This is a genomic window from Streptomyces sp. B1866, from assembly GCF_031932565.1.
In the GTDB taxonomy this organism is placed as follows: domain Bacteria; phylum Actinomycetota; class Actinomycetes; order Streptomycetales; family Streptomycetaceae; genus Streptomyces.
In genome coordinates, this window is the sequence record NZ_JAVSCF010000190.1 from 1 (window position 1) to 12,637 (window position 12,637).

Genomic DNA, 12,637 nt, shown 5'->3' on the forward strand with positions numbered 1-12,637 from the left:
CCTGCTGGTCGGCGGGCCCGCGCCCCTCCCCGGCGGCGACGACCTGACCGGCCAGTCCGAGCCCGTACCGGTACCCCCGGAGACGAGCGCGGGGCGGCCGGGCCGGGACCGGCGGCGCCACCCGCCCGTCACCCCCGCCCAAGCCACGGCGGAGATGCTGGAGGCCGGGTACGAGCCCATCGAGACCTACCCCGGCCGGGCCTCGGTCGCCTGGTCCTGCCGCTGCACCACCTGCGGCGCCGCACGACGCGTCAAACTCTCCGAAGCCCGCGCCGGACAACGCTGCCACCACGTCAGAGGCGTACCCCTCCTGCCGCCTTCGGCCTCCTGAGACCGGGGCGGACACGGCTGGCCCCTTTCCGGCGATCCCCCGCGCCGGGCATGGCCAGGGCCAGCCCGCCCGCCCCTCGGCCCGGCCCGCCCGTACCACCCACCGGCCTCCTGTCCGGTGGAGGTGCGGCGCGGGCCGGGCCACCCCCACGCCCGGACCGGTCGAGCGGCCCACTCGCCGAAGTGGGTCGGCAGGGGGCGGGCCCAACGGCGGAGCAGGCCGGTGGCGGGCGGGCCCGCGCTCGTCACGTTTCCGCCGTGGCGGGCGTCTGTACGGTATGGAGACGATGAGTGGGAACCAGCCACCTCCGAGCGGCGGCGGTGACGCCGACGGCGCCGGGTGGCTGGCGGACCGGTTCGAGGGCTGGCGGCCTCATCTGCGGGTGGTCGCGTACAGCATGCTGGGCTCGCGGGCCGAGGCCGAGGACGCCGTGCAGGAGGCGTGGCTGCGGCTGTCGCGCAGTGACGACGCGGGCATCAACGACCTGCGGGCCTGGCTGACCACGGTCGTCGGCCGGATCTGCCTGGACATGCTGCGCGCCCGCCGCAACCGCCGCGAGGACTACCCGGGCGTCTGGCTGCCGCAGCCGATCGTCCGGCACGAGGACGCCGACGACCCCGAGCAGCACGCCATCGCCGCCGACTCGATCGGGCTGGCGCTGCTGGTGGTGCTGGAGACGCTGAACCCGGCGGAGCGCCTGGCGTTCGTGCTGCACGACGTGTTCGGCGTGCCGTACGACGAGATCGCGCACGTCGTGGGCCGCACCCCGGAGGCGGCCCGGCAGCTCGCCAGCCGCGCGCGACGCCGGGTCCAGCAGGCGCCGCGTCCCGACGCCGACCTGCCCCGGCAGCGCCGCGTGGTGGACGCCTTCCTGGCCGCCGCGCGGGAAGGCGACTTCGGGGGGCTGCTGGACGTGCTCGACCCGGAGGTCACCGTGCACATCGACCGGGGGCCGCTCAGCCGGGTGCCGTCGCAGTCGGTGGCCGGGGCGGACGCGGTCAGCGGGTTCACGGCGGCCAACGCGCGGCGGTTCCTGGCCAAGGCCAGGCCGGTCACGGTCAACGGCGGGCCGGGAATCCTGGTCGGCGATCCGGCGCGTCCGGCCGGGGTCGTGGGCTTCACGGTCGTGGCCGACCGGATCGTCCGTATCGACGTGATCGCCGACCGGGCCAAGCTCAGGAACCTGTCCCAGCCGGAGGCGTGACCCCCCGACGGCCTCGCGGCGGCGGCCTCCCGGCCCGGTGTGGCGCGGGCCGCCCCCCGCGTCGCCGCCCGTCCGTCGTCCGTCAGCGCCGTCGTCCGTCAGCGCCGTCGTACGCCCACCGCCTTCCCCTACGGCTCGTACGTGCCGTACGTACCCCGACCCACGGAGTGACCTCATGTCCGACCACCCGACCCTCGACGCCTCGACCCCCGACGCCGGACAGTGGCCCGCGCGTGCCCCGCAGCTGGCCGGAGCCGTCGACTTCACCATGATGTTCGCCGCGCACGACGCCTTCACCCGCCATCTGCGGCGGCTGCGGCACGCCTGCGGGCACGACCGGATCCTCACCCCGCGCGGCATGGACAGCTGGCGCGGCTTCACCCGCCAGCTCCACCTGCACCACACGACCGAGGACACCGCCCTGTGGCCGCCGCTGCGCGAGCGGCTGGCCACCGCGGGCGGGCTGGCCGACCTGGCGGTCCTGGACGACATGGAGCGCGAGCACCTGGGCCTCGACCCGCTGCTCGACCGTGTCGAGGCGGCGCTGGCCGCGCGGGACGCGGCCGCCGTGGCCGACCTGCTGGGCGTGCTGACGGCCAACCTTACGGAGCACATGCGCCACGAGGAGCGCGCCGCGCTGCCGCTGATCGAGCGGCATCTGGGCGCGGCGGGGTGGGCGGCCTTCGAGCGTTCGATGCGCCGGACGCAGGGGCTGCGCGGGGCGAGCACGTATCTGCCGTGGCTGCTGGACGGGGCGCCCGCGGCCACCCAGGCGGCGGTGCAGGCCAGGCTCCCGGCTCCGGCGCGGCTGCTCAACCGCCGGGTGTGGACTCCGCGTTACCGCCGTTCCGGCAGCTGAGCACCGACCGACCGTCCCGGCCGCGTACCGCCGCCCCTGAGCGGAACGCGGCCCACCGACCCCTCGCCCAGGAGGCCCCCATGTCCGCCACCGCCCTACGACCGCCCCACCCCGACTCCCCGTCCGCCCTCGCCACCGCGCGCGGCAAGCTCGTCCTCGTCCTGCTCTGCGCGGTCGCCTTCCTCGACTTCGTCGACGCGTCGATCGTCACCATCGCCCTGCCCGCCATCCAGCGCGACCTCGACTTCTCCGTCCAGAGCCTCCAGTGGGTCTCCAGCGGCTACCTGCTCACCTACGGCGGCTTCATGCTGCTGGGCGGCCGGGCCTCGGACCTGCTCGGCCGCCGCCGGGTGCTGGTGGCGGGGACGGTCCTGTTCGCCGTGGCCTCGCTGGGCGGGGGCATGGCCACGAACGCGGGCACGCTCGTCGCCGGGCGCCTCGTACAAGGGGCGGGCGCGGCGCTGATGCTGCCCGCCGCGCTGTCGATCCTGACCACGACATTCCACCAGGGCACCGACCGGCACAAGGCGCTGGGCGCGTGGGGCGGTACGGCCGGGCTGGCGTCGGCGGCCGGGGTGCTGCTCGGCGGGGTGCTGACCGAGGGGCCGGGCTGGCGGTGGGTGATGTTCGTCAACCCGCCGGTGTGCGTGCTGATCCTGTTCGCCGTGTTCCGGCTGATCCCCGGCGAGCGGCCCCCGGCCCGGCCCGCGTCCTTCGACGTGCGCGGCGCGCTGCTGTCCTGCGCGGGCATGCTGCTACTGGTGTACGCGCTGGTGGAGGCGCCGGACGAGGGCTGGGGGTCGGTCCGTACGGTCGGCGGGCTGGCCGGGGCGGCGGCGCTGCTGGCCGCCTTCCTGGTCAACGAGCGCTCCGCCCGCGACCCGCTCGTACCGCTGTCGATCTTCCGCGTGAAGGGCCTGGCGGCGGCGGACGCGACGCAGCTCATCGGCGTGGCGGGCTTCCTGTCGATGTTCTTCTTCCTGACCCTCTACATGCAGAACGTGCTGGGCTTCACGGAGATCGAGACGGGCCTGGCCTACCTGCCGGTGTGCGTGGGCGTGGGGCTCGCGGCGGGTGTCGCGTCCAAACTGTTCGCACGCGTGGGCACGCGGCCGGTCATCGTCGCCGGGTGCCTGGTCGCCGCCGCCGGCGTCTACCTGCTCTCCCGCATCCCCGTCGACGGCTCGTACGTATCGGACCTGCTGCCCGGTCTGACGATCATGTCGCTCGGGCTCGGCGCGGTGTTCGTGGCCATCACCACGGCGGCGAACGCCGGAGTCCCGGCGGACCGGGCGGGCCTGGCCGCCGCGCTGCTGAACGCGGCGCAGCAGATCGGCGGCGCGCTGGGGCTCGCGATCTTCTCGGCGGTCGCGACGGCCCGTACGAACCACCTGCTGGCCCACCACGCCGACCCGGCCCACGCGCTGACCTCGGGTTTCCACCGGGCGCTGCTGGCGGCCAGCGTCTTCCTGCTGGCGGCGGCCGTGATCGGACTGCGGGCGACGAACACGCGCGGGGAGGAGGCGCGGCCGGAGGCGGAGCGGCGCCCGGAGCCGGTGGCCCGGTGATGCCCCGGGACCCGTACGATAAGTTAGGTTAGCCAAACCTAAATTGACGTCGACGCAGGGCGGGGTGGCCGTGAGCTTCCAGGTGTACCGCGACGGCTGGGGCATCCCGCACCTGCGCGCCGACAGCCCGTACGAACTCGCCTACGCGCAGGGCCACACCACCGCCCTGGACCGGGCCTGGCAGATCGAGGTCGAACGGCACCGCGCCCAGGGCAGCACCGCCGCCTTCCTGGGCGCGCAGGCCGTCGGCTGGGACCGGTTCGCCCGGCGGGCGAGGCTGGCGGACACCGCCCGGCGCTGCCTCGGCGCCCTGGACGCCGACACGAACGCGTGGCTGGCGGCGTACGCGGACGGGGTCACCGCCGGGCTCGCCGAAGGGGCCCGGCGCTCGCCGGAGTTCGGCCGGGTGGGCCTGGCGCCGGGCCGGTGGCGGCCGTGGACCCCGCTGGCCGTGTGGCTGTCCGCGCACATCCTGTTCACCGGCTTCCCCACCAAGCTGTGGCGCGACGAGGTGGCCCGCCACCTGGGCGAGGAGGCCGCCGGGCTGTTCGCCGCCGACGGGCCCGGCACGCCGGGCAGCAACGGCTGGCTCGTGCCCGGCGACCGCACCGCCACCGGCGCGCCGCTGCTCGCGGGCGACCCGCACCGCTTCATCGAGGCGCCCGGCGTCTACCAGCAGATCCGGCTCGCCTGCCCGGAGTACGACGCGGTGGGCCTGGCCGTGCCCGGCGTGCCGGGCCTGCCGCACTTCGGGCACACCGGCCGCGTCGCCTGGGCGGTCACCAACGCGATGGCCGACTGCCAGGACCTGTACCGCGAACGGCTGCGCCGCCGGGGTACGGGCGTTCAGGCCCTGGGCCCGGACGGCTGGCGCCCGGCGGCCGCGCACGTGGAGACGATCGAGGTGGCGGGCGCGGCGCCGGTGGCCGTCGAGGTCGTGGAGACCGACCGGGGCCCGCTGGTGGCCGGAGACCCGGACTCCGGTACGGGCCTGAGCCTGCGCCACCCGCCACGCGCGTACGCCGATCTGGGCTTCGCCGCCCTGCCCGCGCTGCTGCGTGCCCGTACGGTCGCGGACGTGGACCGGGCGCTGGAGTCGTGGATCGAACCGGTCAACGTCGTCCAGGCCGCCGACGCCGACGGCGGCCTGCTGCACCGGGTCGCCGGACGGGTGCCGCTGCGCTCGCGGCGGGCCCGCCTGCGGCCCGTACCGGCCTGGGAGCCCGGCCACGCGTGGCGCGGCTGGCACGACCCGCTGCCGCGCGCGGAGGTGGACGGCGTGGCGGTGATGGCCAACGCGCGCGGGACGGCCGGGCCGCTGGGCGTGGAGTTCGCGCCGCCGCACCGGGAGCGGCGCATCCGGCGGCTGCTGGCGGAGTCGGCGACGTGGTCGGGCAAGGGCATGGCCGCGATCCACACCGACACCTGCCTGCCGTCGGCGGCGGCGCTGCTGGACCTGGTGGCGGGCCTGCCGGAGGGCCCCGGCCTGTCCGCGGACCCCGGCCTGTCCGCGGAGGCGCGGCGGCTGCGGGAGCGGCTGCTGGGCTGGGACCGCCGCATGGACGCGGACAGCAGGGAGGCGACGGCGTACGCGGCGGTCCGCTCGGCGGTGGTGCGGCGGGTGGCGTCCCTGCCGTCGCTGACGGGCCTGGCGGACCTCCCGAGCTCGGCGGACCCGGCGGCGGGGTCCGGGTACCCGGACGTCTTCGCACCCTGGCTGGCCCTGGTCCCCCGGGTCGCCTTCGCGCTGGAGCCACTGCTGACGACCCGTCACGTGCCGGGCCTCGACCGGCCCGAGACGGTCCGCGCGGCGCTGGAGGAGGTGGCCGCCGTCCACCGGTCGCTGCCGCCGTGGGGCGAGGTCCACCGGCTGGCGCCGTGGCAGGCGCTGCCAGCGGAAGAGGCGCCCGACTGGCCGGGAGTGGCGGGCGACCACGACTGCGTCCTGTCGGCGATGAGCGTCCCCGGCGTCACCGACCGCTGCCCGCGCGGCCCGGCGGCCCGGTACGTGTGGGACCTGGCGCGCCGGGAGGACAGCCTGTGGGTGGTCCCGCTGGGCGCGTCGGGCGTGCCGGGCGACGCCCACTACCGGGACCAGCTGGCGCTGTGGCTGCGGGGCGAGCTGATCCCGGTGGTCACGGACTGGGACGAACTGACCGAGGAGACCCCATGACCCCCGAATCCCCCGCGCTGTACGAACACCCGGCCGCGGGTCTGGGCCCGTTGCGCGTCGTCCCGGTGGACCCGCCCCGGGACGCCGCCCTGATCCACGCCTGGGCCACGGAGGAACGCGCCCGCTTCTGGGGCATGCGGGAGGCGACCCGCGCCGACATCGAGGCGGCGTACGCGCACCTGGACACGCTGACCACGCACCACGCCTACTTGGTGCGCTTGCACAGTGATCCGGTCGCACTCCTCCAGACGTACGAGCCGACGCAGGACCGGGTCTGCGAGGTGTACGAGCCGCAGCCCGGCGACGTCGGCGCCCACATCATGGTGGGCCCCGCGCGGGGCGCCGGTCGCCGGGGCTTCACGGCCGCCGTGCTGTCGGCGGTCACCGGGTTCCTCTGGGCGGACCCGGCGCGGCGGCGCATCGTGGCGGAGCCGGACGTACGGAACGTGAAGGCGATCGAGCGGCTGCTGCGCACAGGCTTCGAGCCGGGCCCGGAGGTCACCCTGCCGGAGGTGACCCTGCCCGAGGTCCGCATCCCGGCCAAGCGGGCCCGGCTGCTGTTCCTGCGGCGGGGCTGAGGGTCCGGTCGCGCCGCTTCGGCCCGGCGCGCCGGGCCTCTTCTTCCCTGCCGCTTCCCTTCCGCCGTGGCGCGCGGTGGCCGGGGTCAGGGGCTGAGATCGAGGACGCGGACCGGCCGTCCTTTCCACGCCTCGGGTTCGGTGGTGGCGATTACGGCGCCGTCGGGGCGGCTCGGTCCCGGCTGGGCGGCGTACTGGGTGTGCGCGGCCGACCACGTGCTCTCGCCCGCTACCGCCAGTGCGGCGGGCAGGTCCAGGTCGAGCACGGTGATGCCCGGCAGCGCGGCGATGTGTTCGGCTGTTCCCGGCCGGGAGCGCTCGGCCTCCACCAGCGCGCACACCGTGGCGTACAGGAACCAGTCCGGCTCGGCGTGCGACCGGTGGATCAGACGAGAGGCCAGGACGTTGCCGCGCCCGGCGGCCACCATGGCGGCGTCGTCGAGGATCACGTGCAGCGGGTCGTTCACGCGGCTTCCGGCCGGGCCAGGCGCCGGTCGAGCTCGGCGTCCAGCTCGGACTGCTCGGCCTCGTTCGGGTCGTAGCCGTTCCAGTCCCGCAGCATCTCCCGGGCCCGCTCCGCCCGCTCGGCCCGCTCGGCAGGGGTGAGCAGGGTCTCGGCGAGACGGGCCAGGTAGGCGCGCAGGGACAGCCCCTCGGCCGCCGCTATCTCCGCCAGGCGGTCACGGGCGTCGGCGGGAATACGGACGTTGGCGTCGGACACGGTGGTTCTCCCCTCCATTCAAGAAAGAATACGGGTACGTACCCGTATCCGCGGACCGTTCCCGCCACGGCGTGCCGAGCCTGCCCTCCGGAAACCGTGCCGCGCCGCGCCCCTACGGCCCGTTCCGGGGCCCGGCCCCGGTCGGCCCTCAGCCGTGCACGTCCACCAGCACCTTCCCCGCCGTCTGCCGCGCCGCCACCGCCGCGTGCGCGCGGCCCACCTCCGCCAGCGGTACGACCCGGTCGACGTGGCCGGTCAGCAGGCCCTTGCGGGCCAGGGCGAAGAGGTGGTCGGCGGTGCGGGCGAGGAGGCCCGGGGCGAGCAGGACGTGCCGCATCCACACGCCGTGCAGGCCCACCGACCGCTCGATCAGGTCGCCCAGGGCCACCGGCGCGGGCGCCTCCGCGCGCCAGCCGACGCTGACCACGCGGCCGAAGGGGGCCAGGGCCGCGAGGGCCGCGGGCAGGTACGGGCCGCCGAGGGAGTCGACGTACAGGTCCACACCGCCGGGTACGGCCTCCCGTACCTCCTCCGGCAGTCCCACCGCGTGGTCCGCGCCGAGCGACCGTACGAAGTCCCGCTTGGCGGGCGTCGACGCCAGGCCCACCACCGTGGACGCCCCTGCCGCCCGGGCCAGTTGGACGGCCAGGTGGCCCACTCCCCCGGCCGCCGACGACACCGCGACCGACTCGCCCGCGCGCAGCCGCCCCACCGTCGCCAGCGCGCTGTGCGCCGTACAGCCCTGTTCGAGCAGGCACAGCGCCTGCGCGTCGGTCACGTCCTCAGGCACCTCCACGGTGTGCTCGTCGCGCGCTACGGCGACCTGGGCGTAGCCGCCGCCGTGCCGCAGCAGGGCGGCCACGCGCCGCCCGTCGGACCGCCGCCGCCCCACCACGTCGGCGCCGAGGACGGCGGGCAGCGGCGGCGGGTCGTACGTCCCGGCGCGGATCTCCAGATCGGCGTAGTTCAGCCCGGCGAGGCGGACGTCGATCACCGACTCGCCCTCGCCCGCGACGGGTTCGGGCACGGACTCGGCGCGCAGCACCTCAGGGCCGCCGAAGCGGTGGATCACGGCGGCGCGCATCGTACGGCTCACCGCGCGCCTCACCGCGGCCGCGCGGAGCCACTGCGCGCGGCGGGCGGGGACGCGGCGGCCGGGCCGGTGACGGGCCGGGACTCGGCGGTAGGCGGGGACTCGGCGGCGGGCCGGGAATCGGGTGCGGGCCGGGGCCGGGCGCGGCACGGCACCAGGAAGCTGCGCTCGTACACCAGCACCACCTCGCCGGTCGCCTTGGTGCCCGTCGTACGGCACGTCACGATGCCCTCGCCCGGGCGGCTGCGGGACAGCCGCTTGGCCAGCACCTCGCTCTCCGCGTAGAGCGTGTCGCCGGGGAAGACCGGGTTCGGCAGCCGGATGTGGTCCCAGCCGAGGTTCGCCAGGGCCCGGCCGCTGGTGCTGCGCGCGGTCATGCCGCCGACGATGCTGAGCGTCACCAGGCTGGAGACCAGCGGGCGGCCCCAGGGCAGGTCCGCGCAGTAGGCGGCGTCGATGTGCAGCGGGGCGTCGTTCATCGACAGCATGCTCATCAGCACGTTGTCCATCTCGGTGACGGTCCGGCCGGGCCGGTGCTCGATCACGTCGCCGACCGTGAACTCCTCGTAGTGGAAGCCGACGACCTCCCGGTACCGCCGGTCGCCGACGGTCTCGTACCCGGTCGGCGGCGTGCGGCCCTGCGCCGTATCCCGTGTCTGTGCCGTGTCTTCTGCCATGTCTGCTGCCGGTCCTCTCCGGGCGGCGGGCGGATTCAGAGGGTGGGCACGACGTCCCTGACACTGCCGACGAACTCGTCGATCTTCTCCCGGGTGAGATCGGCGCGGATCATGATGCGCAGCCCGGCCTCGCCCTTGGGCACGATGGGGAAGAAGACGGCGGAGGTGTAGAAGCCGCGCCGGTACATCTCGGCGGACAGCCGTACGGCGCGGTCGGCGTCGCCCACGGTGATCCGGCGCACCGGCAGGCCGTTTCCGGCGAACGGCGTGGGATAGGCGCGGTCGAAGTACTCGATGTTCTCGCGGAGCCGCTTCTGGAGTTCGGGGAGCAGGGGCGAGCGGTGCAGGGCGGCGCTGGCGAGGGAGGCGCCGACCAGCGGCAGCGACATGTTCTGCGACCAGCCGACGGGCCCGGCGTGCCGGTGCAGGAACGCGAACTGGGCGCGGCTGCCGAGCATCGCGATGCCGCCTCCGGTGCCGAACGCCTTGCCCAGGCTGGAGACGATGACGGTCAGCTCGTTCATCTCCAGCCGGGAGCGGACGAAGCCCTCGCCGTGCTCGCCGAGAATGGACAGCGAGTGCGAGTCGTCCACGTAGACGAACAGGCCGTACCGGTCCTGGAGTTCGGCGAGCCCGGCCAGCTCGGCCGCGCCGCCCATGGAGTACGCGCCGTCGGCGACGTAGGCGACCCGCGGATAGGTGCGGCAGACCTCCTCCAGGTAGTTCAGGTCGTTGTGCCCGCAGGTCAGCACCAGCGTCTCGTCGGCGCACACCGGTTTCGCGTACGCCATGCAGAAGTGGCAGAAGCGGTCGAAGACCATCACGCGCGGTTCGCCGTCGCTGAGGTGCCCGGAGGCGATGAGCGGCAGGATTCCGGCGGTGAGCGCGCTGCACGAGGCGCCGGGCAGGACGTACGCGCCGAACAGGTCGCCCAGTTCCTGCTCCATCCGCACCAGGAGGTTGTGGCGGATGCGGGTGGTGGACATCACGAGCGAGGTGGCCTGGGCTTCCTGAATCGCGTCGATCGCACCTTGCAGGACGTGCGGGTGGTAGTTGAGGCCGAGGTAGGAGCAGGAGCACATGTTCAGGAACTCGTGCCCGGTCTCCCGTACGACGAGCCGGTTGTTGGCCTGCGGGCTGTCGACCTGAATGCCGATCAGGCCCGCGTCGGCGGCGGACTGCCACACGGGGTCGGCGGTCTGGAGCATTTTCGCGTTGTTGCGGTGGTTGCGGGGTCCGGTGACGCCGAGTGGGGGGCTTTCCGTCATCGCTCCTCGTCCTTCCCTGCGGCTTGTCGTCCGTGTGCTCGCTCTTCTCGTTGATCTGGCTGTGCTCGATCTGGCCGTGCTTGATCTGGCTGTGCCGCCTGTGTCCCCTTCCGCTCGGCGGCTGCGGGCCGGGGCCCGTACTCCTCGATCAGCCGCTGCGACGCCGCGAAGGAGGGCGGGCCGACCATGACGCCGTCGACCACCGCCGTTCCCCGGCCGCTGCCCGGGCCCGCCGCCACCACCCGGCGGGCGTGGTCGAGTTGCCGGGCGTCCGGGGAGAAGGTCTCGTTGATGACGGGGACCTGCCCCGGGTGGATCGCGATCTTCCCGCTGAAGCCGAGGTCGCGGGCGCGCCCGGCCTCGCGGCGCAGCGCGGCCTCGTCGAACACCTCGAACAGCGGCGCGTCCATCACCTCCACGCCCGCCGCCCGCGCATCCGCGACCAGCGCGGCCCGCGCGTACGCCAGCGCGTCCCACGACAGGCGCGCTCCCACGGCGAACGCGTAGTCCGCCGACCCGAAGACGAGCGCGCGCAGCGGCGCGGCGACGGCGGCGACGGCGGCCGCGTTGCGCAGCCCGCGCGGCGTCTCGATCACGGCGAAGAACTCCGTGCGCGGGCACGCCGCGCCCAGCACCTGGGCGGCGAGCTCGACATCGCGGGGCGACTCGGCCTTGGGAATCAGCACGAGGTCGGGCTTGACGGGGTAGTCGCGCAGGGCGAGCAGGTCGCGCAGGCCGTCGGGTTCGCCGACGGCGTTGATCCGTACGGCCCGCAGCGGCGCCGTACGGGACACCGCGGGCGACGGCGCGTGGGCCCCCTCGGCAACCGGCACCACCCGCGACTCCGCGGACGGCGGGACGGGGGCGGAGGAATGCGGGGAGACCGAGAAGAAGGCCGTGGCCCGCCGCCGCGCCTCCTCCTTCCGGTGCGGCGGAATGGAATCCTCCAGGTCCACCATGGCGATGTCGGCGCCGGATTGGTGACTGCTGGTGTAGCGGTGCACTTCGGTGGCCGGTGTGGACAGCAGGGAACGGCAGTACCGCGAATACCTCATGGCGATCTTTCGACGGGGGGCGGCGCGAAGCCGGAAGGCGGGCGGCGCGCGGTGTTCCGTACCCCGCAGCCCCATGACTACCGGATGTTCCGTTGTTCAACCCCCGGCCAGATGCGTCGAACACCAATCTCGATCAACCCGAACAATCAAGGGCGGCACAATCCGTGCGACAACCCACCTAATCCCCCGACCGGAGAAATGGCGGATTCCGCAATGCCGCCCGGCGAAGCGCGATGGTTAGCGTTTCGGTAACCGCCCATGGCCCGCCATGCGGCCGCGTACGTGTCGCACAATCCGTCGGCCCGGTAAACGCGCCGCGGCCGGGAAAGGGGTTCCAGTGCCACGCCAGGAACGGCCCTTGGACGACGGGGACTCCCCCCTGCTGCGCTTCGCCGCCGACCTCCGCCTGCTGCGCGAGACGGCGGGCAGCCCGACCTACCGCCAACTCGCGCTGCGCGCGCACAGCTCGGCGGCGAGCCTGTCGGTCGCGGCGGGCGGCCGCAAACTGCCGAGCCTGGCGGTGACGACCGCGTACGTACGGGGCTGCGGCGGCGACGTCGGGGAGTGGCGGCGGCGCTGGCACGACGTGGCGGCGACGCTGGCGGACGGCGGCGGGGAGGGCGGCGGTTCGGGGGCCGGGGCGGCCTCCCGCCCCACCGCGCGTGCGGCGACCGGACCGGGGCCGGGACCGGAACCGGGGACTGGACCCCAGACGGCAGGCAGCCCCGGCACGGCGCCCGGACCCGATGCACCACCCGGACCGGAAGCGCCGACCGGACCGGAGACGCCGCCCGGACCCGAGTCGGCGGGCACCCCCGCCCCCACCCGCGCCCGGTCCGGCGCCGCACCGGGCGCGGCGGCCCGGCACAGACCCAGACCCTGCGCGTCCGCCGGGGTCGCGGTGCCCTATCCGGGTACCGCCGCGTTCCGGCCCGAGGACGCGCCGTGGTTCTTCGTACGGGAGCGGCTGGTGGCGGACCTGCTGGACCGCCAGCGCCGCCAGCACCGCCTCATCGTGGCCCTGGCCGCCCTGGTCCTGGCCCTGACCGCCGCGGTGGCCGCCACGGCCCCGCTCGCGCTCGGTTAACCTCGGGCTTTCATGAAGGTGGC

Annotated in this window: 12 protein-coding genes and 1 pseudogene; 7 read left to right on the plus strand and 6 right to left on the minus strand. The window is 75.1% G+C overall.

Going from position 1 to position 12,637, the window contains the following annotated elements; all coding sequences use genetic code 11:
* The 6 genes and pseudogenes from RKE29_RS21755 to RKE29_RS21780 form a co-directional block, all read left to right on the plus strand.
* Positions 1-331: pseudogene (locus tag RKE29_RS21755) on the plus strand (hypothetical protein); the annotation flags it as partial.
* Between the two features lie 286 nt (positions 332-617).
* Positions 618-1,535, plus strand: coding sequence for an RNA polymerase sigma factor SigJ (sigJ, locus tag RKE29_RS21760; protein WP_312007217.1), 918 nt, complete (start codon positions 618-620; stop codon positions 1,533-1,535).
* A 175-nt stretch (positions 1,536-1,710) separates the two neighbouring features.
* Positions 1,711-2,394: a hemerythrin domain-containing protein gene (locus tag RKE29_RS21765; protein ID WP_312007218.1), complete on the plus strand. Its 684-nt coding sequence runs from the start codon at positions 1,711-1,713 to the stop codon at positions 2,392-2,394.
* Positions 2,395-2,474: 80 nt separating this feature from the next.
* The gene (locus RKE29_RS21770; protein WP_312007219.1) at positions 2,475-3,962 is read left to right on the plus strand and encodes an MFS transporter; all 1,488 of its coding nucleotides are present in this window, start codon (positions 2,475-2,477) and stop codon (positions 3,960-3,962) included.
* A gap of 70 nt (positions 3,963-4,032) precedes the next feature.
* Positions 4,033-6,135 (plus strand): penicillin acylase family protein, encoded by a 2,103-nt coding sequence (locus RKE29_RS21775; protein ID WP_312007220.1) that lies wholly within the window; start codon positions 4,033-4,035, stop codon positions 6,133-6,135.
* Entirely contained in the window at positions 6,132-6,713 is a 582-nt protein-coding gene (locus RKE29_RS21780) for a GNAT family N-acetyltransferase (RefSeq protein ID WP_312007221.1), read from the plus strand. The genes RKE29_RS21775 and RKE29_RS21780 overlap by 4 nt, the downstream gene beginning before the upstream one ends.
* Positions 6,714-6,799: 86 nt before the next feature.
* On the opposite strand, the gene RKE29_RS21785 is transcribed toward RKE29_RS21780, so the two are convergent.
* From RKE29_RS21785 to RKE29_RS21810, 6 genes are all read right to left on the minus strand, one after another.
* Complete coding sequence (locus RKE29_RS21785; protein ID WP_312007222.1) at positions 6,800-7,180, minus strand: hypothetical protein; 381 nt, start codon at positions 7,178-7,180, stop codon at positions 6,800-6,802.
* Positions 7,177-7,434: a hypothetical protein gene (locus RKE29_RS21790; RefSeq protein ID WP_312007228.1), complete on the minus strand. Its 258-nt coding sequence runs from the start codon at positions 7,432-7,434 to the stop codon at positions 7,177-7,179. The genes RKE29_RS21785 and RKE29_RS21790 overlap by 4 nt, the downstream gene beginning before the upstream one ends.
* A gap of 148 nt (positions 7,435-7,582) precedes the next feature.
* Positions 7,583-8,530: a zinc-binding dehydrogenase gene (locus RKE29_RS21795; RefSeq protein WP_312007223.1), complete on the minus strand. Its 948-nt coding sequence runs from the start codon at positions 8,528-8,530 to the stop codon at positions 7,583-7,585.
* Positions 8,531-8,538: 8 nt separating this feature from the next.
* Complete coding sequence (locus RKE29_RS21800) at positions 8,539-9,204, minus strand: MaoC family dehydratase (RefSeq protein WP_312007224.1); 666 nt, start codon at positions 9,202-9,204, stop codon at positions 8,539-8,541.
* A 35-nt stretch (positions 9,205-9,239) separates the two neighbouring features.
* Entirely contained in the window at positions 9,240-10,472 is a 1,233-nt protein-coding gene (locus RKE29_RS21805) for an aminotransferase class I/II-fold pyridoxal phosphate-dependent enzyme (protein ID WP_312007225.1), read from the minus strand.
* The gene (locus RKE29_RS21810; protein WP_312007226.1) at positions 10,469-11,527 is read right to left on the minus strand and encodes a CoA ester lyase; all 1,059 of its coding nucleotides are present in this window, start codon (positions 11,525-11,527) and stop codon (positions 10,469-10,471) included. The genes RKE29_RS21805 and RKE29_RS21810 overlap by 4 nt, the downstream gene beginning before the upstream one ends.
* Positions 11,528-11,885: 358 nt before the next feature.
* Here RKE29_RS21810 and RKE29_RS21815 point away from each other — a divergent pair, with 358 nt between their 5' ends.
* The gene (locus RKE29_RS21815) at positions 11,886-12,614 is read left to right on the plus strand and encodes a hypothetical protein (protein WP_312007227.1); all 729 of its coding nucleotides are present in this window, start codon (positions 11,886-11,888) and stop codon (positions 12,612-12,614) included.
* Positions 12,615-12,637: the final 23 nt, after the last annotated feature.